The 19,506-nt window shown below is 39.4% G+C and carries 33 protein-coding genes; all 33 read left to right on the top strand.

Annotated features, from left to right (window positions below; all coding sequences use genetic code 11):
- Positions 1 to 67 precede the first annotated feature (67 nt).
- Positions 68 to 751 carry a response regulator gene (locus tag AAFN87_RS17790; RefSeq protein WP_347792402.1) on the top strand — a complete coding sequence of 228 codons (684 nt, stop codon included), beginning with the start codon at positions 68 to 70 and terminating at the stop codon, positions 749 to 751.
- Between the two features lie 101 nt (positions 752 to 852).
- The gene (locus AAFN87_RS17785; protein WP_347792401.1) at positions 853 to 1,740 is read left to right on the top strand and encodes a sensor histidine kinase; all 888 of its coding nucleotides are present in this window, start codon (positions 853 to 855) and stop codon (positions 1,738 to 1,740) included.
- A gap of 105 nt (positions 1,741 to 1,845) precedes the next feature.
- Positions 1,846 to 2,607 carry an ABC transporter ATP-binding protein gene (locus tag AAFN87_RS17780; protein WP_347792400.1) on the top strand — a complete coding sequence of 254 codons (762 nt, stop codon included), beginning with the start codon at positions 1,846 to 1,848 and terminating at the stop codon, positions 2,605 to 2,607.
- Entirely contained in the window at positions 2,597 to 4,579 is a 1,983-nt protein-coding gene (locus AAFN87_RS17775) for an FtsX-like permease family protein (protein WP_347792399.1), read from the top strand. Before AAFN87_RS17780 ends, AAFN87_RS17775 begins: the two co-directional genes overlap by 11 nt.
- A gap of 467 nt (positions 4,580 to 5,046) precedes the next feature.
- Positions 5,047 to 5,355: a 30S ribosomal protein S10 gene (rpsJ, locus tag AAFN87_RS17770; RefSeq protein WP_042478628.1), complete on the top strand. Its 309-nt coding sequence runs from the start codon at positions 5,047 to 5,049 to the stop codon at positions 5,353 to 5,355.
- Between the two features lie 44 nt (positions 5,356 to 5,399).
- The gene (rplC, locus tag AAFN87_RS17765; protein WP_347792398.1) at positions 5,400 to 6,029 is read left to right on the top strand and encodes a 50S ribosomal protein L3; all 630 of its coding nucleotides are present in this window, start codon (positions 5,400 to 5,402) and stop codon (positions 6,027 to 6,029) included.
- Between the two features lie 26 nt (positions 6,030 to 6,055).
- Positions 6,056 to 6,679 carry a 50S ribosomal protein L4 gene (gene rplD, locus AAFN87_RS17760; RefSeq protein WP_347792397.1) on the top strand — a complete coding sequence of 208 codons (624 nt, stop codon included), beginning with the start codon at positions 6,056 to 6,058 and terminating at the stop codon, positions 6,677 to 6,679.
- Positions 6,679 to 6,963, top strand: a complete 285-nt coding sequence (gene rplW / locus AAFN87_RS17755) for a 50S ribosomal protein L23 (RefSeq protein ID WP_347792396.1) — start codon at positions 6,679 to 6,681, stop codon at positions 6,961 to 6,963. Before rplD ends, rplW begins: the two co-directional genes overlap by 1 nt.
- Before the next feature lie 50 nt (positions 6,964 to 7,013).
- The gene (rplB, locus tag AAFN87_RS17750; protein ID WP_347792395.1) at positions 7,014 to 7,844 is read left to right on the top strand and encodes a 50S ribosomal protein L2; all 831 of its coding nucleotides are present in this window, start codon (positions 7,014 to 7,016) and stop codon (positions 7,842 to 7,844) included.
- A 60-nt stretch (positions 7,845 to 7,904) separates the two neighbouring features.
- A complete protein-coding gene (rpsS, locus tag AAFN87_RS17745) occupies positions 7,905 to 8,183 on the top strand; it encodes a 30S ribosomal protein S19 (protein WP_008181911.1) in 279 nt (92 codons plus the stop codon).
- 22 nt (positions 8,184 to 8,205) lie between these two features.
- Positions 8,206 to 8,550: a 50S ribosomal protein L22 gene (gene rplV / locus AAFN87_RS17740; protein ID WP_332649162.1), complete on the top strand. Its 345-nt coding sequence runs from the start codon at positions 8,206 to 8,208 to the stop codon at positions 8,548 to 8,550.
- 3 nt (positions 8,551 to 8,553) lie between these two features.
- Complete coding sequence (rpsC, locus tag AAFN87_RS17735) at positions 8,554 to 9,210, top strand: 30S ribosomal protein S3 (RefSeq protein WP_347792394.1); 657 nt, start codon at positions 8,554 to 8,556, stop codon at positions 9,208 to 9,210.
- 1 nt (position 9,211) lies between these two features.
- Complete coding sequence (rplP, locus tag AAFN87_RS17730) at positions 9,212 to 9,646, top strand: 50S ribosomal protein L16 (protein ID WP_066542810.1); 435 nt, start codon at positions 9,212 to 9,214, stop codon at positions 9,644 to 9,646.
- Positions 9,636 to 9,833, top strand: a complete 198-nt coding sequence (gene rpmC / locus AAFN87_RS17725; protein ID WP_124766175.1) for a 50S ribosomal protein L29 — start codon at positions 9,636 to 9,638, stop codon at positions 9,831 to 9,833. The genes rplP and rpmC overlap by 11 nt, the downstream gene beginning before the upstream one ends.
- Before the next feature lie 24 nt (positions 9,834 to 9,857).
- A complete protein-coding gene (gene rpsQ / locus AAFN87_RS17720; RefSeq protein ID WP_347792393.1) occupies positions 9,858 to 10,121 on the top strand; it encodes a 30S ribosomal protein S17 in 264 nt (87 codons plus the stop codon).
- Between the two features lie 44 nt (positions 10,122 to 10,165).
- A complete protein-coding gene (gene rplN, locus AAFN87_RS17715) occupies positions 10,166 to 10,534 on the top strand; it encodes a 50S ribosomal protein L14 (RefSeq protein WP_008406955.1) in 369 nt (122 codons plus the stop codon).
- Between the two features lie 37 nt (positions 10,535 to 10,571).
- Positions 10,572 to 10,880, top strand: a complete 309-nt coding sequence (gene rplX, locus AAFN87_RS17710) for a 50S ribosomal protein L24 (RefSeq protein WP_347792392.1) — start codon at positions 10,572 to 10,574, stop codon at positions 10,878 to 10,880.
- A gap of 28 nt (positions 10,881 to 10,908) precedes the next feature.
- A complete protein-coding gene (gene rplE / locus AAFN87_RS17705; RefSeq protein ID WP_008181719.1) occupies positions 10,909 to 11,448 on the top strand; it encodes a 50S ribosomal protein L5 in 540 nt (179 codons plus the stop codon).
- Between the two features lie 21 nt (positions 11,449 to 11,469).
- On the top strand, positions 11,470 to 11,655 hold the full coding sequence (gene rpsN, locus AAFN87_RS17700; protein ID WP_008406949.1) for a 30S ribosomal protein S14: 186 nt from the start codon (positions 11,470 to 11,472) through the stop codon (positions 11,653 to 11,655).
- Between the two features lie 30 nt (positions 11,656 to 11,685).
- Positions 11,686 to 12,084: a 30S ribosomal protein S8 gene (rpsH, locus tag AAFN87_RS17695; protein WP_042478650.1), complete on the top strand. Its 399-nt coding sequence runs from the start codon at positions 11,686 to 11,688 to the stop codon at positions 12,082 to 12,084.
- Between the two features lie 31 nt (positions 12,085 to 12,115).
- Entirely contained in the window at positions 12,116 to 12,655 is a 540-nt protein-coding gene (gene rplF / locus AAFN87_RS17690) for a 50S ribosomal protein L6 (protein WP_347792391.1), read from the top strand.
- Positions 12,656 to 12,688: 33 nt separating this feature from the next.
- The gene (gene rplR / locus AAFN87_RS17685) at positions 12,689 to 13,048 is read left to right on the top strand and encodes a 50S ribosomal protein L18 (protein ID WP_347792390.1); all 360 of its coding nucleotides are present in this window, start codon (positions 12,689 to 12,691) and stop codon (positions 13,046 to 13,048) included.
- Positions 13,049 to 13,069: 21 nt separating this feature from the next.
- Positions 13,070 to 13,570, top strand: a complete 501-nt coding sequence (gene rpsE / locus AAFN87_RS17680; RefSeq protein ID WP_099425582.1) for a 30S ribosomal protein S5 — start codon at positions 13,070 to 13,072, stop codon at positions 13,568 to 13,570.
- A gap of 10 nt (positions 13,571 to 13,580) precedes the next feature.
- Positions 13,581 to 13,763, top strand: a complete 183-nt coding sequence (gene rpmD / locus AAFN87_RS17675; RefSeq protein WP_481886495.1) for a 50S ribosomal protein L30 — start codon at positions 13,581 to 13,583, stop codon at positions 13,761 to 13,763.
- A gap of 33 nt (positions 13,764 to 13,796) precedes the next feature.
- On the top strand, positions 13,797 to 14,237 hold the full coding sequence (gene rplO, locus AAFN87_RS17670) for a 50S ribosomal protein L15 (RefSeq protein WP_347792388.1): 441 nt from the start codon (positions 13,797 to 13,799) through the stop codon (positions 14,235 to 14,237).
- Entirely contained in the window at positions 14,237 to 15,532 is a 1,296-nt protein-coding gene (secY, locus tag AAFN87_RS17665; protein WP_347792387.1) for a preprotein translocase subunit SecY, read from the top strand. Before rplO ends, secY begins: the two co-directional genes overlap by 1 nt.
- Positions 15,533 to 15,605: 73 nt before the next feature.
- Positions 15,606 to 16,259, top strand: coding sequence for an adenylate kinase (locus AAFN87_RS17660; protein ID WP_347792386.1), 654 nt, complete (start codon positions 15,606 to 15,608; stop codon positions 16,257 to 16,259).
- Positions 16,260 to 16,680: 421 nt separating this feature from the next.
- On the top strand, positions 16,681 to 16,899 hold the full coding sequence (infA, locus tag AAFN87_RS17655) for a translation initiation factor IF-1 (protein ID WP_016839390.1): 219 nt from the start codon (positions 16,681 to 16,683) through the stop codon (positions 16,897 to 16,899).
- Positions 16,900 to 16,936: 37 nt separating this feature from the next.
- On the top strand, positions 16,937 to 17,050 hold the full coding sequence (gene rpmJ / locus AAFN87_RS17650; RefSeq protein WP_000868344.1) for a 50S ribosomal protein L36: 114 nt from the start codon (positions 16,937 to 16,939) through the stop codon (positions 17,048 to 17,050).
- A 24-nt stretch (positions 17,051 to 17,074) separates the two neighbouring features.
- Entirely contained in the window at positions 17,075 to 17,440 is a 366-nt protein-coding gene (gene rpsM / locus AAFN87_RS17645; RefSeq protein ID WP_347792385.1) for a 30S ribosomal protein S13, read from the top strand.
- A 26-nt stretch (positions 17,441 to 17,466) separates the two neighbouring features.
- Entirely contained in the window at positions 17,467 to 17,856 is a 390-nt protein-coding gene (rpsK, locus tag AAFN87_RS17640; RefSeq protein ID WP_332649184.1) for a 30S ribosomal protein S11, read from the top strand.
- 144 nt (positions 17,857 to 18,000) lie between these two features.
- Positions 18,001 to 18,945, top strand: coding sequence for a DNA-directed RNA polymerase subunit alpha (locus AAFN87_RS17635; RefSeq protein WP_347792384.1), 945 nt, complete (start codon positions 18,001 to 18,003; stop codon positions 18,943 to 18,945).
- Positions 18,946 to 18,998: 53 nt separating this feature from the next.
- Complete coding sequence (rplQ, locus tag AAFN87_RS17630) at positions 18,999 to 19,379, top strand: 50S ribosomal protein L17 (RefSeq protein WP_332649187.1); 381 nt, start codon at positions 18,999 to 19,001, stop codon at positions 19,377 to 19,379.
- Positions 19,380 to 19,506: the final 127 nt, after the last annotated feature.

Genomic DNA, 19,506 nt, shown 5'->3' with positions numbered 1-19,506 from the left:
ACCAACTTTTAGGGACGCCTACTAGTTGGTTTTTTTGTGTTAAAATGGTAGAGGGAGGGATTTTTGCATGGAATTCACAGTATTGCTGATAGAAGATGATCCATCAATTTTTACCGCAATTCAAGAGCGTTTTACGCAATGGTCGTTACGTGTAGTAGGCGTATCTAGTTTCCAAAAGGTGATGGATGATTTTATAAAGGAACAGCCACAGCTTGTCATAATTGATATTCAGCTACCTGCATTTGATGGTTTTCATTGGTGTAGGGAAATTCGTATGCATTCGAAAGTGCCTATTCTATTTCTATCTTCACGCGATCACCCGATGGACATGGTTATGTCAATGCAACTTGGGGGCGATGATTTTATACAAAAACCTTTTAATATGGAAGTACTACTGGCGAAAGTGCAAGCAATGTTAAGACGTACATACGATTACCAGGAGAAAAAAGCAGAATTAACAACATGGAATGGAGCAGTTGTCGATTTTTCTAAAAGTACTATAGCGTATAAAGAACAAACGATTGAGTTAACGAAAAATGAGTTTTTTATTTTACGTGTGCTTCTTAATCATGTTGATAAAATCGTATCGCGTGATGAACTCATGCGTAAATTATGGGATGATGAGCGGTTCGTGAATGATAATACACTATCCGTTAATGTGAACCGTCTGCGCCAACGATTAGAAGAAATAGGTCTGCTAGATGTGATTGTGACGAAAAAGGGGCTTGGCTATATGGCGGTGACAAAATAATGTGGTTGTTTTTAAAAGAAAAGCGCGCCTGGATTGGGATATTCTCCTTCCTACAATTATGGATGAATGTTTTATTTTTTTTGGATGTAGGATTTTCGAAAGTGTCAATACAATATATTAATGTAATAAATATACTTATCTTTCTTCTCTTTTTACTTTGGCGCTATGTAAAGGAAATGAAGCAATTGCGCCTCTTATGTAGTGGTGGTGCCGTAGTGGGCGACCTATCGCCGTTTCAACAAAAAATATTACAGCAAGTAACTAGAACTATTGATGAGCTAGAGCAACAAATTAACAAGCAAAAAATCGATGCATTGGAAAGGCAAGATGAAATTATAGCATGGGTCCATGAAATGAAGTCCCCCATGACTGCAATGAAATTAATGAGTGATCAAATAGAACCTTATACGTTGAAAGAAAGAATGGAAAATGAGTGGATTCGAATACACTTACTACTGGATCAACAGCTTCATGCTACACGATTATCTACAATTGAAAAGGATAACAGACTGGAGAAAGTCGCTTTACAATCAGTTGTCTATAAAGAGATTGGCGAGTTACGATCTTGGTGCTTTGAAAAAGGGATAGGTATCGAAGTTGATAAATTGGAGGACATAGTGACAACAGATTCTAAATGGTTAGCCTTCATCTTCAGACAAATATTTTCAAATGCTGTAAAGTACAGTAAACCAAATACTGAAATTCACATATATACAGCTCGAGACACGAAAGGGCACGTATTACTATATGTACAAGACTTTGGGTGTGGTATTGCTGCTGAAGACTTACCACGAGTCTTTCAAAAGTCATATACAGGTACAATCGGACGAGAAACAACGGCTGCAACAGGGATGGGGCTCTACTTAGCAAAGCAATCAGCAGAAAAATTAGGGATTCGCTTAAAGGTTGAGTCACAAGAAGGTGTAGGAACAACTGTGGCCATTCAATTCCCACTGAACAATGAGTATTTAAAATCTTACGGTATGTGACGAAAATGTCATGTACCGTTTTCATTTGTCATCCAAAACGCACGAAACAAGTGTATAAACAAGATACAATTAAAGCAACAAGTATTAAGTAAAGGGTGAGTAAACATGTCAATTTTAGTAGCGAGAAAAGTCCGTAAAACATATGGTAAGCGTGCTTTAAAGCAAGAAGTATTAAAAGGCATTGATTTAGAAGTTAGTAAAGGTGAATTTGTCGGGATTATGGGTCCCTCTGGTTCAGGTAAAACAACATTATTAAATGTACTATGCTCGATTGATTCAGTATCTGAAGGACTTGTAGAAATTAACGGTCAACAATTACAAGGGATGAAAGAAAAGGTATTAGCAAATTTCCGTCGAGAGCAGCTAGGATTTATATTCCAAGACTATAATTTACTTGATACATTAACGGTTAAGGAAAATATTTTACTACCGCTTTCAATTAGTAAAATACCAAAAGCAGCAGCGGAAGCAAGGTTCAAGGAGCTTGTAAGTATATTAAGTATAGAGGACATAACAAGTAAATATCCTAATGAAATTTCGGGCGGACAGAAACAACGAACTTCTGCAGCGCGCGCATTAATTTCAAACCCTTCCATTATATTTGCAGATGAGCCGACTGGTGCATTGGATTCTAAATCTGCTACAGCGTTACTTTCAAATTTAGAAAGGATTAATAAGGATAAACAAGCGACCATTATGATGGTAACACATGATGCGGTAGCAGCAAGCTTCTGTAGTCGAGTGCTGTTTTTAAAAGATGGAAAAATATATACAGAGCTTTATAAAGGAGATAAGGCACGTAACGAGTTTTTTCAGCAAATTCTAAATACGCAAAGTGTACTAGGCGGTGATGGTTATGACGCTTAGCCAGCTCGTGCTACGCAGTATGCAAAAAAACATTAAGCACTACTACTTATACTTTTTTGCACTTATTTTTAGTGTGACGTTGTATTTTTCATTTATTACATTGCAGTATAATGAATCCGTTTTAAAAGCTACAGAAAAAAGTGGCACAGCAGCTTCGGGATTTGAAGCAGCTTCATATTTACTCTATTTTATCGTGACATTTTTCGTTTTATACGCGAATCATTTGTTTATGAAGCGCCGCAGCAAAGAAGTAGGACTTTATCAGTTAATCGGGATGACGAAAGGGTTAATCACCCGTTTAATAGCATTAGAAAACATTTTGTTATTTGTAGGTGCAGTAATTATTGGCATGGGGCTTGGCTTTTTAAGTTCACGATTATTTGCCATGATTTTATTAAAGGTTCTAGCTTTCGAGTCGGTAGTTAGCATGACGCTAAGTACACAGGCTATTAAACAAACGGCAACTATTTTTGGTATTTTATTAGTGATCATATTAGTTCAAATGGCGTTTATCATTCGCCGTGTGTCTCTATTATCATTATTTACGGCGTCTAAACAGGCGGATGAGCGAGTGAAACGTTTTAGCCCGATGCAAATGATTATCGGTGCATTTGGTATAGGGCTTATTGCGTATGGTTACTATGCTTCTACAAAGCTTTTTGATTTAGAAACTATGGGTAACATGTTCTTAAATATGATTATCATTTTAGTAACGACAATCGGTGGGACATTTTTAGTATTCCGTTTTTCTGTGTCCTTTGTGATGAATTTAATTCGCCTTAAGAAAAACGGTCATTTAAGCTCGGTTGATGTACTAGCTGTTACACCAATTATGCACAGGATGAAAGGAAATGCGAAGTCGTTAACACTTATTACAGTGCTCACAGCTGTGTCCTTAGCTATTACAACACTTTCATATATTTCTTATTATTCGGCGAGTAGTCAAGCTAGGCTATCTTCACCTACTGATTTTACAGTGTATGATGAGGAAGGTGAAAAGTTTTTAGAGGCACTTGACCTTAATAATATTCCTTATGAGACAACGACGTTCAGATTAAAGCAGGTTTTTGTGAACGTGAGTGAAATAGTAGAAGTCGACTTAAAAAATAGTCCACTAATTAATTTAGATGCGGGAACAACTGTCATACCGCTATCGGATTTCCAACAAGTTGTATCAGATTATAATTTGAATGATGATGAGCTATTAATAACGAACTATGCAGGTACAATGGCGCAAATGCTTCCTATGAATGTAGGTGCAGAAGCAAGCTTACGTGTAGGTGACGAGTATTTTAAAATGCACATTAAAGATGTTAGAGAGGATATATTTACTGGTTGGGCTATTGGTGGGGGAGCGCCGATCTTTATTATGACAGATGAAAGTTTCGAGGCAATTCCAGCATCAGTGACCAATCCTTTTTCAAAACAGATCTCTGTAGAAGTTGATGGTAAATATATAGCACAGGCAGAATCACTTTACAAGGCATTAGAATTAAGGAAGCTGTCTAGAGAAGTTCTTGATGAAGAAAGTAATGGAATGATTACAGAAACGTTTATTCAGCCTTCCTATGAGCAAGCACGTAACTCAACGATTCAGTCTATGGGCGTAGCTATATTTACAACAGCCTTTTTAGGGTTAGCCTTTTTACTAGCAACGGGTAGCATCTTATACTTTAAACAAATGTCAGAGGCTGATGAAGAAATGTCATCCTATACGATTTTGCGAAAAATCGGATTTTCACAGCAAGAAATTATGCGAGGAATTTATGCAAAACAAGCATTTAACTTTGGAGTACCCCTTTTAATCGGTTTACTCCATAGTACATTTGCAGTAAAGTCAGGTTGGTTTTTATTCGGCTCAGAACTTCTTGCACCGCTTGTCATTACGATGAGCCTTTATATTGCGATGTATGTTGTGTTTGCAATTCTATCGATTCAGTATTATAAAAAAGTTATTAAACAATCATTATAAAATGTAGAAAAGTGCTCTTAATTTTTGGGGGCGCTTTTTTATTTGAATTGTGCTGTTAGTGCAATTTAGGGTAGTGGATTAAATGAATACGAAATTAGCCTTCCTATATAATAGAGATAAAAAATGCAGAAATTATGCCACAGTTTTTCTCATAGTAATCAGAATATTAGATATACAGTATTTTGCACCTTTTTTGTTGCGCTCATCTTAATACTCTTATATACTAAAAAACGGCTTATAAAAGCGAAACATAGTATTTAATTTGATTTAACTAAAAAGAACAGCATTCAAAAAAACTTTCCAAAACACTTGCTTATTGTATTAGGATTGTATATAATATTGAATGTTGGTCTTTGACTGCGATGAAGCGAGAGGTTGCCGACACACCCGGCCGCTTTGCCATGGCGGTGTGTAGGAGAAATTTTCGTGGAGAATGTCTAGAAAATAGGCGAGAAGGAGGGAAAGTAATGGCAAAACAAAAAATTCGTATTCGTTTAAAAGCGTATGATCACCGTATTCTTGATCAGTCTGCTGAAAAAATTGTTGAAACTGCAAAACGTTCAGGTGCTAGCGTATCAGGTCCGATTCCGTTACCAACTGAAAGATCTGTGTATACGATTCTTCGTGCGGTTCACAAGTACAAAGATTCTCGTGAACAATTCGAAATGCGTACGCATAAACGTCTAATCGATATCGTTAACCCAACACCACAAACTGTTGATGCGTTAATGAAACTTGATTTACCATCTGGCGTTGATATCGAAATCAAACTTTAATGGTAAAAAAATAGAACTTTTAAAATTTACAGGAGGTGTGACAAATGGCTAAAGGAATCTTAGGTAGAAAAATCGGTATGACTCAAGTTTTCGCTGAAAACGGAGATTTAATCCCTGTAACAGTAATTGAAGCTACTCCAAACGTAGTTCTTCAAAAGAAAACAGTTGAAACTGATGGTTACGAAGCGATCCAAGTAGGTTTCGAAGACAAGCGCGTTAAGCTTTCTAACAAACCACAACAAGGTCACGTAGCAAAAGCAAATACGGCTCCTAAGCGCTTCATTCGTGAATTCCGCAACGTAAACGTGGAAGAGTACGAAGTTGGTCAAGAAGTCAAAGTAGAAATTTTCGCAGAAGGCGATGTAATTGATGTAACAGGTGTTACTAAAGGTAAAGGTTTCCAAGGTGTAATTAAACGCCATGGTCAATCTCGTGGTCCTATGGCCCACGGTTCTCGTTACCACCGTCGTCCTGGTTCAATGGGTCCAGTTGCTCCGAACCGCGTATTCAAACAAAAGAAATTACCTGGTCAAATGGGTGGCGTCGTTGCAACTATCCAAAACCTTGAAATCGTTAAGGTTGATGTTGAACGTAACCTACTATTAGTAAAAGGTAATGTTCCTGGTTCTAAAAAAGCATTAGTAACAGTTAAAACTGCTATTAAATCTAAATAATTTCTCGAAGAAAGGAGGAAACAGGAATGACAAAAGTATCTGTACTTAGTCAAACAGGTGCTTCAGTTGGTGAAATCGAATTAAACGATGCGATCTTCGGAATCGAGCCAAACGAAGCAGTATTATTCGACGCAGTAATCGCTCAACGCGCTTCTCTACGTCAAGGTAATCACAAAGTTAAAAACCGTTCTGAAGTTGCTGGTGGTGGTCGTAAGCCATGGCGTCAAAAAGGAACTGGTCGTGCTCGTCAAGGTTCGATCCGCTCTCCACAATGGCGCGGCGGTGGTATCGTATTCGGTCCAACTCCACGTAGCTATTCTTACAAATTACCGAAGAAAGTTCGTCGCTTAGCTCTTAAATCTGCTTTATCAGCTAAAGTTGTAGAACAAAACTTCGTAGTACTTGATGCATTAACATTAAATGCACCAAAAACTAAAGATTTCAAAGCTATCTTAGCAGCTCTTGAAATTAACACAAAAGCTCTATTCGTTACAGCAGACCTTAATGAAAACGTAGCGTTATCTGCTCGTAACATCCCAGGTGTAACTGTTTTAACAGCTGAAGGAATCAACGTTCTAGATCTATTAGGTCATGACAAAGTTGTATTCACAAAAGCTGCAGTAGAAAAAGTTGAGGAGGTGCTTGGATAATGGAAGCACGTGATATCATCAAACGTCCGGTCATTACTGAGCGTTCTTCAGAAATTTTAGCAGAGAAAAAGTACACTTTCGAAGTAGACACTCGCGCTAACAAAACTCAAGTTAAAGACGCAGTAGAAGAAATCTTTGGCGTGAAAGTTGAAAAAGTCAACATCATGAACTACAAAGGTAAATTCAAACGCGTTGGTAAATTCAGTGGCTATACTAACAAACGCCGTAAAGCAATTGTTAAATTAACTGCTGACTCAAAAGAAATTGAATTATTCGAAGTATAATATCCAATACGGATTTTATGAATTGAACAATCAAGAAGGAGGGAAAACACATGGCGATTAAAAAGTATAAACCAACCTCAAATGGTCGTCGTAATATGACGTCATCTGACTTTGCTGAAATTACTACTAATAAACCTGAAAAGTCTTTATTAGAGCCAACTAAACGCAAAGCTGGTCGTAACAACCAAGGTAAAATTACTGTTCGTCATCACGGTGGTGGTCATAAGAAGCAATATCGCGTAATCGACTTCAAACGTCTTAAAGACGGCATTCCAGGACGCGTTGCTACTATCGAATATGATCCAAACCGCTCTGCGAATATCGCATTAATCAACTACGCTGACGGTGAAAAACGTTATATCCTAGCTCCGAAAGGTCTTGAAGTAGGTCAAACGATCGTTTCAGGTCCAGAGGCAGACATTAAAGTAGGTAACGCTTTACCATTAGTAAACATTCCAATGGGTACAACAATCCATAACATCGAGTTAAAACCTGGTAAAGGTGGACAATTAGTACGTTCTGCTGGTACTTCTGCACAAGTACTTGGTCGTGAAGGTAAATATGTAATCGTTCGTCTTCAATCTGGTGAAGTTCGTTTAATATTAGCTACTTGCCGTGCTACTATCGGTCAAGTTGGTAATGAACAACATGAACTTATCCATATTGGTAAAGCAGGTCGTTCTCGTTGGTTAGGTAAACGCCCAACTGTTCGTGGTTCTGTAATGAACCCTAATGATCACCCACACGGTGGTGGTGAAGGACGTTCTCCAATTGGACGTAAATCTCCAATGACACCATGGGGCAAACCAGCTCTTGGTTATAAAACGCGCAAAAAGAAAAATAAATCATCTAAATTTATTATTCGTGGTCGTAAAAAATAATGTGGTTAAACTACGGTTCTATGTGAGGACCGTGGTCGGATCACGGAGGGAGGTTCCTAAATGGGTCGCAGCTTGAAAAAAGGACCTTTTGTCGATGATCACCTTATGAAAAAGGTGGAAGTACAAGAGGCTTCTGAGAAAAAACAGGTTATTAAAACTTGGTCTCGCCGTTCTACTATCTTCCCGAACTTCATCGGATTAACAATCGCTGTATATGATGGACGTAAACACGTTCCTGTATACGTGACAGAAGATATGGTAGGTCACAAACTAGGTGAATTCGCACCGACACGTACTTACAAAGGTCACGGTGCAGACGATAAGAAAACAAGACGCTAATTTTGAGAGGAGGTAAATCCTAATGACACAAGCTAAAGCTATCGCTCGTACAGTTCGTATCGCTCCTCGCAAAGTACGTCTAGTAGTAGACTTAATTCGAGGCAAGCAAATCGGTGAAGCAGTTGCAATTTTACGTCATACTCCAAAAGCGGCGTCTCCAGTCGTTGAGAAAGTATTAAAATCTGCAGTTGCAAACGCTGAACATAACTATGAGTTAGACGTTAACAATTTAGTTGTATCTGAAGTTTTCGTTGACGAAGGTCCAACATTAAAACGTTTCCGTCCACGTGCTCAAGGACGCGCAAGCGCAATTAATAAACGTACAAGCCACATTACAATCGTGGTATCAGAGAAGAAGGAGGGATAATCCGTGGGTCAAAAAGTACATCCAATAGGACTACGCGTTGGTATTATTCGTGATTGGGAATCAAAATGGTTCGCAGAAAAAGACTATGCAGACCTTTTACACGAAGACATCAAAGTTCGTAAATATATCGAATCTACACTAAAAGATGCATCTGTATCTAAAGTGGAAATCGAACGCGCTGCAAATCGCGTAAACATTACAATTCACACTGCGAAACCAGGTATGGTAATCGGTAAAGGTGGTACGGAAGTAGAAAACTTACGTAAATATCTTAACGATTTAACTGGTAAGCGTGTACACATTAACATCGTAGAAATTAAACGTGCTGATCTTGATGCTCGTCTAGTAGCAGAAAACATCGCTCGTCAACTTGAGAACCGCGTATCATTCCGTCGTGCTCAAAAACAAGCAATCCAACGCACAATTCGCGCTGGTGCAAAAGGTATCAAAACACAAGTATCTGGTCGTTTAGGTGGCGCTGATATCGCGCGTGCTGAACACTATAGCGAAGGAACTGTTCCACTTCATACTCTTCGTGCTGACATTGATTATGCTCATGCAGAAGCTGACACTACTTACGGTAAACTAGGTGTTAAAGTATGGATCTACCGTGGTGAAGTCCTTCCTACTAAGAAGAACTCTGTGGAAGGAGGCAAATAATATGTTATTACCTAAACGCGTAAAATATCGTCGTGAACACCGTGGTAACATGCGTGGAGAAGCGAAAGGCGGTAAAGAAGTAACTTTCGGTGAGTGGGGCTTACAAGCAACTACTGCATCTTGGATTACTAACCGTCAAATCGAATCTGCTCGTATCGCAATGACTCGTTACATGAAACGTGGCGGTAAGGTATGGATCAAAATCTTCCCACATAAACCTTACACTAAAAAGCCTCTAGAAGTCCGCATGGGTTCTGGTAAAGGTTCTCCTGAAGGTTGGGTAGCAGTAGTAAAACCAGGAAAAGTAATGTTCGAGATTGCTGGTGTATCTGAAGAGATCGCACGTGAAGCACTTCGTTTAGCATCACACAAACTTCCTGTTAAATGTAAGATTGTAAAACGTCAAGAAACTGGTGGTGAATCTAATGAAAGCTAATGAAATCCGTGACCTTGCCACTTCTGAAATTGAATTAAAAGTGAAATCACTGAAAGAAGAGCTTTTCAACCTTCGCTTCCAATTGGCGACTGGTCAATTAGAAAACACAGCTCGTATCCGCGAAGTTCGCAAAGCGATCGCGCGTATGAAAACTGTGATTCGTGAAAGAGAAATCAGTGCAAAATAATACTGATAAAGGAGGTTTTCAAGTATGACTGAGCGTAACCAACGCAAAGTTTACACGGGCCGTGTTGTTTCAGATAAAATGGACAAAACTGTTACTGTTTTAGTTGAAACACACAAAAAGCACAAGCTTTACGGTAAGCGTGTAAAATACTCTAAAAAGTTTAAAGCTCATGATGAGTTAAACACAGCGAAAATCGGTGATATCGTACGTATCATGGAAACTCGCCCGCTATCAGCTACTAAACGTTTCCGTCTATTGGAAGTTGTAGAAAAAGCGGTTATTATTTAATAACTATTTCGGAACATACCAATTTCCGAAGGGAGGTAACCTAAGTGATCCAACAAGAAAGTCGTATGAAAGTTGCTGACAACTCAGGTGCACGTGAAGTATTAACAATTAAAGTGCTTGGTGGTTCTGGACGTAAAACTGCTAACATCGGCGATATCGTTGTATGTACAGTTAAGAAAGCAACACCAGGTGGCGTTGTCAAGAAAGGCGACGTTGTTAAGGCTGTTATCGTTCGCACTAAATCTGGTGCTCGTCGTAAAGACGGTACTTATATCAAATTTGACGAAAACGCTTGTGTAATCATCAAAGACGATAAATCACCACGCGGAACTCGTATTTTCGGACCAGTTGCACGTGAATTACGTGATGGCAACTTCATGAAGATCGTTTCTCTAGCTCCAGAAGTTCTTTAATTATATGACAGTACCAATCAAGGAGGTGCGACACATAATGCATGTTAAAAAGGGCGACAAGGTAAAAGTTATTACTGGTAAAGATAAAGGTAAAGATGGCGTTGTTTTAGCTGCTTTCCCTAAACAAGACCGCGTTCTTGTTGAAGGTGTAAACATTGTGAAAAAACACGTGAAACCTAACCAACTAAACCCACAAGGTGGTATTGTATCTCAAGAAGCTGCAATCCACGTTTCGAACGTAATGCTAATCGATCCTAAATCTGGCGAGCCGACTCGCGTAGGTTACAAAATCGAAAACGGTAAAAAAGTTCGTGTTGCAAAAAAATCAGGTGTAGTAATCGACTAATAAGTAAAATAAGAAGGGAGGTACAAACATGAGCCGCCTAAAAGAAAAATATTTAAATGAAGTTTCACCTGCTCTTATGAGCAAGTTTGGATATAAATCAGTAATGCAATTGCCGAAAGTTGACAAGATCGTAATCAACATGGGTGTTGGTGACGCTGTTCAAAACTCAAAAGCATTAGATGCTGCTGTAGAAGAACTAACAATTATTACTGGTCAAAAACCAGTTGTAACTAAAGCTAAAAAATCGATCGCAGGTTTCCGCCTACGTGAAGGTATGCCTATCGGTGCTAAAGTTACATTACGCGGTGAGCGTATGTATGAATTCTTGGATAAATTAATCTCAATTTCTTTACCTCGTGTACGTGACTTCCGTGGCGTTTCTAAAAAAGCGTTTGACGGTCGCGGTAACTACACTTTAGGTGTAAAAGAGCAATTAATTTTCCCTGAAATCGATTACGATAAAGTTTCGAAAGTACGCGGTATGGACATCGTGATCGTAACGACTGCGAATTCTGATGAAGAAGCTCGCGAGTTATTGACACAATTCGGTATGCCGTTCCAAAAGTAATAAAGTAAGGAGGGCGAAAACGTGGCTAAAAAATCAATGATCGTTAAACAACAACGCACGCAAAAATTTAAAGTACAAGAATATACACGTTGTGAACGCTGTGGCCGTCCACATTCTGTATATCGCAAATTTAAACTTTGCCGTATTTGTTTCCGTGAACTTGCATATAAGGGACAAATTCCTGGCGTTAAAAAAGCCAGCTGGTAATCCCCTAATTTGGGAAGGAGGTAAATTTTCATGACAATGACTGATCCGATTGCAGATATGCTTACTCGCATTCGTAATGCGAACATGGTTCGTCACGAAAAGTTAGAAGTTCCAGCTTCTAACCTAAAGAAAGAAATCGCTGAAATTTTAAAGCGTGAAGGTTTCGTACGTGACGTTGAGTACGTAGAAGACAACAAGCAAGGTATCATCCGTATCTTCTTAAAATACGGTAAAGATAACGAGCGCGTTATTACTGGCTTAAAACGTATTTCTAAACCAGGTCTACGTGTATATGCTAAAACAAATGAAGTACCAAAAGTATTAAACGGTCTTGGTATCGCTTTAGTATCTACTTCACAAGGTTTATTAACTGATAAAGAAGCTCGCGCTAAACAAGTTGGCGGAGAAATCTTAGCATACGTTTGGTAATTAGTAACAAAAGAATGGAGGTGCAACTTAAATGTCTCGCGTAGGTAAAAAACTTATCGAGGTACCTGCTAACGTAACTGTTGAAGTCGCTGCCGACAACACAGTTACAGTTAAAGGTCCTAAAGGCGAATTAACTCGTCAATTCCATAGTGATATGAAAATCGAGCAAGAGGGTGCGGTTATTAAAATCTCACGCCCATCTGAATCGAAAGAACACCGTACTAACCATGGTACAACTCGTGCTCTACTAGCTAACATGGTAACGGGTGTTTCTGAAGGTTTCTCTCGTGCTCTAGAACTTGTTGGTGTAGGTTACCGTGCTCAATTACAAGGTAACAAACTTGTACTTAACGTAGGTTACTCTCATCCAGTAGAGTTCACACCTGAACAAGGTTTAGAAGTGGAAGTACCTTCAAACACTAAAATCATTATTAAAGGTATTTCTAAAGAACGCGTTGGTGCTTTAGCATCAAACATCCGTGACGTTCGTCCACCAGAGCCATATAAAGGTAAAGGTATTCGTTACGAAGGCGAATTCGTTCGTCGTAAAGAAGGTAAAACAGGTAAATAATGCTGCTTAAAGCATTAGAAAGGAGTGACCTCTGTGATTACGAAACAAGATAAAAATCAAGTTCGTAAAAAACGTCATGCACGTGTACGTTCTAAAATTTCGGGTACTGCTCAGCGTCCACGCTTAAACGTATTCCGTTCTAACAAGAATATTTACGCACAATTAATCGATGACGTAGCTGGTGTAACTTTAGTTTCTGCTAACACTCAAGAAAAAGATTTCGAGGGTGCTGGCTCAAACGTTGAAGCTGCAGCTAAAATCGGTGAAATAATCGCAAAACGCGCTGCGGAAAAAAATATTACTGCTGTTGTATTTGACCGTGGTGGTTACTTATATCATGGACGTGTGAAAGCTTTAGCTGAAGCTGCACGTGAAAACGGCTTAGAATTTTAATAAGAAGGAGGGACATACTTCATGAGTCGCATTGACGCAAACAAATTAGAACTTGAAGAGCGCGTAGTTACTATTAACCGTGTTGCTAAAGTTGTTAAAGGTGGTCGTCGCTTCCGCTTCACAGCACTAGTTGTTGTTGGAGATAAAAACGGTCATGTAGGTTTCGGTACTGGTAAAGCTCAAGAGGTTCCAGACGCAATCCGCAAAGCTGTTGAAGACGCGAAGAAAAACTTAATCGAAGTACCACGCGTGGGTGGAACTACTCCACACTTAGTGCAAGGTCGCTTCGGTGCAGGTTCAATCTTAATTAAACCTGCAGCTCCTGGTACAGGAGTAATTGCTGGTGGTCCGGTTCGTGCCGTACTAGAACTAGCTGGTATTACTGATATTCTTTCAAAATCTCTAGGTTCAAACACACCAATTAACATGGTGCGTGCAACTGTAGCAGGTTTAACTGAATTAAAACGCGCTGAGGACGTTGCAAAACTTCGCGGTAAATCAGTGGAAGAATTATTAGGATAAGGGGGGAATTATAATGGCTAAATTACAAATCACCCTTACTAAATCTGTGATCGGGTCAAAACCAGGTCAACGTAAAACTGTTGAAGCTCTTGGCTTAAACAAACTTAACCAAACTGTTGAGCATGCTGACAACGCAGCTATTCGCGGTATGTTAACAAAAGTAGCTCACTTAGTTACTGTAAAAGAAATTTAATTTCATATCATTGAACAAGGAGGTGCCACCAATATGAAACTTCATGAGTTAAAACCAGCAGAAGGCTCGCGTAAAGTACGTAACCGAGTTGGTCGTGGTATCGGTTCTGGTAACGGTAAAACTGCAGGTAAAGGTCATAAAGGTCAAAACGCTCGTTCTGGCGGCGGCGTTCGCCCAGGATTTGAGGGGGGTCAAAACCCACTTTTCCGTCGTTTACCGAAACGTGGCTTTACGAACATTAACCGTAAAGAATACGCTATCGTTAACCTTGACGTATTAAACCGTTTTGAAGATGGTGCAGAGGTAACAGCTGCATTATTATTAGAAACGGGTGTTGTGAGCAACGAAAAGGCTGGTATTAAAGTTTTAGGACACGGAACTTTAACTAAAAAGCTTACAGTAAAAGCTCATAAATTCTCGGCTTCAGCTAAAGAAGCAATCGAGAATGCTGGCGGAACAACTGAGGTGATTTAATGTTTCAGACGATCTCTAACTTTATGCGCGTTCGAGATATAAGAAATAAAATCATTTTTACATTATTAATGTTAATCGTTTTTCGTATCGGGACTTTCATCCCGGTACCAAACGTTAACGCAGATGTATTAAAGGCAACGGATGAGTTTAACTTAGTAGGTTTCCTTAATACGTTTGGCGGTGGTGCACTTAAAAATTTCTCTATCTTTGCGATGGGAATTATGCCGTACATCACAGCCTCAATTATTATTCAGTTACTGCAAATGGACGTTGTACCGAAATTTGCAGAGTGGGCAAAGCAAGGTGACGTTGGGCGACGCAAGTTAGCTCAGTTCACTCGTTATTTTACGATTGTGTTAGCCTTTATTCAGTCTTTCGCAATGTCGTTCGGGTTTAACCAGTTCTACGGTGGAACACTGATTACAGATACTAGCATTACATCGTATTTAACGATCGCAGTTGTGTTAACAGCTGGTACTGCTTTCTTACTTTGGTTATCTGAACAGATTACTGCACATGGTGTTGGTAATGGTATTTCTATCATTATCTTCGCTGGTATAGTAGCTGCGATTCCAACCACGATAAACCAAATTTATGCACAACAAATCGAAGGTGCTGGAGATCAACTTTTCATTAGGATTGTTATCCTTGCATTACTCGCTTTAGTTATTCTTGCCGTTATTGTTGGGGTAATTTATATTAACCAAGCGTTACGTAAAATTCCTATTCAATACGCAAAACGAGTTGCCGGTCGTACGCCACAATCTGGTGGTCAACAAACGCACTTACCGTTAAAAGTAAATGCTGCAGGGGTTATTCCGGTAATCTTTGCAATGGCGTTTCTTGTTACACCACGAACTTTGGCTACATTCTTCGGTCAAAATAGCGTAACAAATTTCATTACGAAGACGTTTGATTATTCACATCCAATCGGAATGTTAATTTACGTTGCATTGATCGTTGCATTCACATACTTCTACGCATTCATTCAAGTGAATCCTGAAAATGTGGCTGATAACTTGAAAAAACAAGGTGCATACATTCCGGGTATTCGCCCAGGTAATGATACACAAGCTTATTTAACAAAAATCCTTTATCGTTTAACTTTTGTTGGCGCGATCTTCCTATGTATCATCTCTATAATGCCGGTTTTATTTACTACTTTTATGAACCTACCAGCTTCGGCTCAAATAGGTGGAACAAGTATTATTATCGTAGTCGGTGTTGCACTTGAAACTATGAAGCAATTAGAGTCACAACTAGTAAAACGTCATTATAAAGGCTTTATGAAGTAATGTTGGTTTTAGGGAACGTTTTCGTTTCCTTAACCAGCTAGAGTTTAGCTTTTTCTGAGGGGAGATATTACGTATGAATATCGTTTTAATGGGTCTACCAGGTGCAGGTAAAGGTACTCAGGCAGACAAAATTGTTGCGAAGTACGCAATCCCTCATATTTCTACAGGCGATATGTTCCGTGCAGCTATTAAAGACGGCACTGAACTAGGTTTACAAGCTAAATCGTTTATGGATCAAGGTGCTTTAGTGCCGGATGAAGTAACGATTGGTATCGTACGTGAGCGACTAAGCCAACAAGACTGTGAAAAAGGATTCTTATTAGATGGATTCCCACGTACAGTTCCTCAAGCAGAAGCTTTAGATAGCATCCTTGAAGATCTTGGCCGTGCAATCGAGCATACGATTAATATCCAAGTTGAAAAAGATGAATTAGTAGCACGTTTAAGCGGTCGTCGAATTTGTAAAGTTTGTGGATCATCTTACCACGTAATTTTCAATCCTCCAGTTGAGGAAGGGAAATGTGATAAAGATGGCGGCGAGTTATACACTCGTGCCGATGATAATCCAGAAACAGTAGCAAACCGTCTGGAAGTAAATATGAATCAAGCACAACCTTTACTTGATTTCTACCAAGCTAAAGGTGTTTTAACGAATATTAATGGGCAGCAACATATTGATACAGTATTTGCTGATCTTGACGCTCTATTACAGGGCATCCGCAGCTAATACCCGCCCGGGCGCTAGTATACTGCTTCCGCGGGAGGCGTGCGGAGGCAACAACGAAACATAATTTTTTGAGAGTTGCAAAAGCATATTGTGCCCGGTATATACTTGATTAGGGGAGCACTTTTGGTGTGATGATCTTAACGTTATATAATGGGTTTCGTGGAAGCATCTGTGTAACGGGTATGAATCTCTCATCTAAGACATTCCGGCTATCGTGTTAACATAAGGGATACAGTTTCCTTTACCGGATCTGTTCATTCCGTGGATTGTGTGAAGCGAAACCAGACGAGCGTCTTTCGAACATCTCTCATACAATCCAAGCATATGTTGAGACGAGTTGCTTCTAATATAGGAAGAAAACAGTTATATTGGTTATCTGCTGGGTAATCAGAATTTGCATATAGAAGGGAGACGAGAGTGAATGGCGAAAGATGATGTAATTGAAGTCGAAGGGACAGTTGTTGAGACTTTGCCAAACGCGATGTTTAAGGTAGAATTAGAAAATGGGCACACAGTGCTTGCACACGTTTCTGGAAAGATACGTATGCACTTTATCCGCATTCTACCTGGAGATAAGGTTACTATTGAGTTATCTCCTTATGATTTAACTCGCGGTCGTATCACATACCGTTTTAAATAATCTTTTGCACTCCGGACTACTAAGGAGGTTAGGTTAGATGAAAGTGAGACCATCTGTGAAACCGATCTGCGAAAAATGTAAAGTAATTCGCCGACGCGGTAAAGTAATGGTAATCTGTGAAAATCCTAAACACAAACAAAAACAAGGGTAATTAATAAGGAGGTGCACAACGTACATGGCACGTATTGCTGGTGTTGACATTCCTCGCGACAAACGCGTGGTAATTTCTTTAACTTACATTTACGGTATTGGTAAAACAACTTCACAAAAAGTATTAGCTGCTGCAGGTATCAACGAAGATACACGCGTACGCGACTTAACTGAAGATCAATTGAACCAAATCCGTGAGCAACTAGACACTCTAAAAGTGGAAGGTGACTTACGTCGCGAAATTTCACTTAATATTAAACGTCTGATGGAAATCGGTTGTAACCGTGGTATCCGTCACCGTCGTGGTTTACCTGTTCGTGGTCAAAATACGAAAAACAATGCGCGTACGCGTAAAGGTCCTCGTAAAACTGTAGCGAACAAGAAAAAATAATTAAGTAAAGGAGGTTCCTTCTTAACATGGCTCGTAAACAACAAACTCGTAAACGTCGTGTGAAAAAGAATATCGAAGCTGGTATTGCACACATCCGTTCTACATTTAACAATACAATCGTAACGATTACAGATATGCAAGGTAATGCTGTATCATGGTCTTCAGCTGGTGCTTTAGGTTTCCGTGGTTCACGTAAATCAACTCCATTTGCTGCTCAAATGGCTGCTGAAACTGCTGCAAAGACATCCCTTGAACATGGTCTGAAAACGTTGGAAGTAACTGTTAAAGGTCCTGGTGCTGGTCGTGAAGCTGCAATTCGTGCACTTCAAGCTGCTGGTTTAGAAGTAACTGCTATTAAAGACGTTACTCCAGTTCCTCATAACGGTTGCCGTCCGCCAAAACGTCGTCGCGTGTAATGGGTGCAGCTTAAGGGTATAATGCCTTTAAGTACATCATTTCTTTGTGCAAAAAGTCTTGTGCAATTTATAACGGTCAATCAAGATCGACAACTATGATGGTATGAACCTATACATTTGATGTTTTGAAGGAGGGTAAATTGAATGATCGAAATTGAAAAACCAAAGATTGAAACAGTGGAGATCAGCGAAGATGCCAAGTATGGCAAGTTTGTTGTAGAACCGCTAGAACGCGGATATGGAAACACTTTGGGTAATTCTTTACGTCGAATCCTTCTGTCTTCATTACCAGGAGCTGCTGTTACGTCAATTCAAATTGACGGCGTATTACACGAATTCTCAACTGTAGAAGGCGTAGTAGAAGATGTTGCATCAATTATCTTAAACGTGAAAAAGCTAGCTTTAAAAATCTACTCTGACGAAGAAAAAGTCATTGAGATTGATGTGAAGGGTGACGGAACGATAACAGCTGCTGACATTACACATGACAGTGACGTTGAAATTTTAAATCCAGATCTATATATTGCAACAATCGCTAAAAACGGTCATTTACGTATGCGTATGTACGCACAACGAGGCCGTGGTTACACTCCTGCTGATCAAAACAAACGTGAGGATCTTCCTATCGGCGTGATCCCGATCGACTCTATTTACACTCCAGTTTCACGCGTCAATTTCCAAGTTGAAAACACTCGTGTTGGACAAAACTCTGACTACGATAAGTTATCACTTGATGTGTGGACAGATGGTAGCATCGGTCCGAAAGAGGCGATTTCGCTTGGAGCTAAAATTTTAACAGAGCATTTAAATATCTTCGTAGGTATGACAAACGAAGCGCAAACGGCTGAAATCATGGTTGAAAAAGAAGAAGATCAAAAAGAAAAAGTTTTAGAGATGACTATCGAAGAGCTTGATCTTTCTGTACGTTCTTACAACTGCTTAAAGCGTGCTGGTATTAATACAGTACTAGAGTTAGCTAATAAGTCAGAAGATGACATGATGAAAGTACGCAACCTTGGTCGTAAATCTTTAGAAGAAGTTAAAGCGAAGTTAGAAGAGCTTGGTTTAGGATTACGTAAAGAAGACTAAGCGAACTTATACTATTAAGCTAGATCAGATATTTTAAAAGGAGGGAAACGTCCATGGGTTACAGAAAACTTGGTCGTACAAGTTCTCAACGTAAAGCGATGTTACGTGACTTAGCTACTGACTTAATCATCAACGAGCGTATCGAAACGACTGAAGCTCGCGCGAAGGAAGTTCGTAAAGCTGTTGAAAAAATGATTACTTTAGGTAAACGCGGTGATTTACATGCTCGTCGTCAAGCGGCAGCATTCATCCGTCGTGAGTTAGTTACTACAACTGACGAAGAAGGTAACGAAACAACTTCATTTGCACTTCAAAAGTTATTTGATGATGTTGCACCACGTTACACAGAACGTCAAGGTGGTTACACTCGTATCCTTAAAGTAGGTCCTCGTCGTGGAGACGGCGCACCTGTAGTTGTGATTGAATTAGTTTAATCCTAACTTAGCGTGTTTTGGGGGGTGCCTAGTTCACCTGTTGAACGGCACTCCCTTTTTTAAATAATATTTTATTCGATTTATACGACAATAATTAAGCTGAGCGTTATGATGAGCGGGTACATCG

It is taken from the genome of Solibacillus sp. CAU 1738, from assembly GCF_039888725.1.
Lineage (GTDB): Bacteria > Bacillota > Bacilli > Bacillales_A > Planococcaceae > Metasolibacillus.
This window is presented reverse-complemented; position numbering and strand designations above follow the sequence as displayed.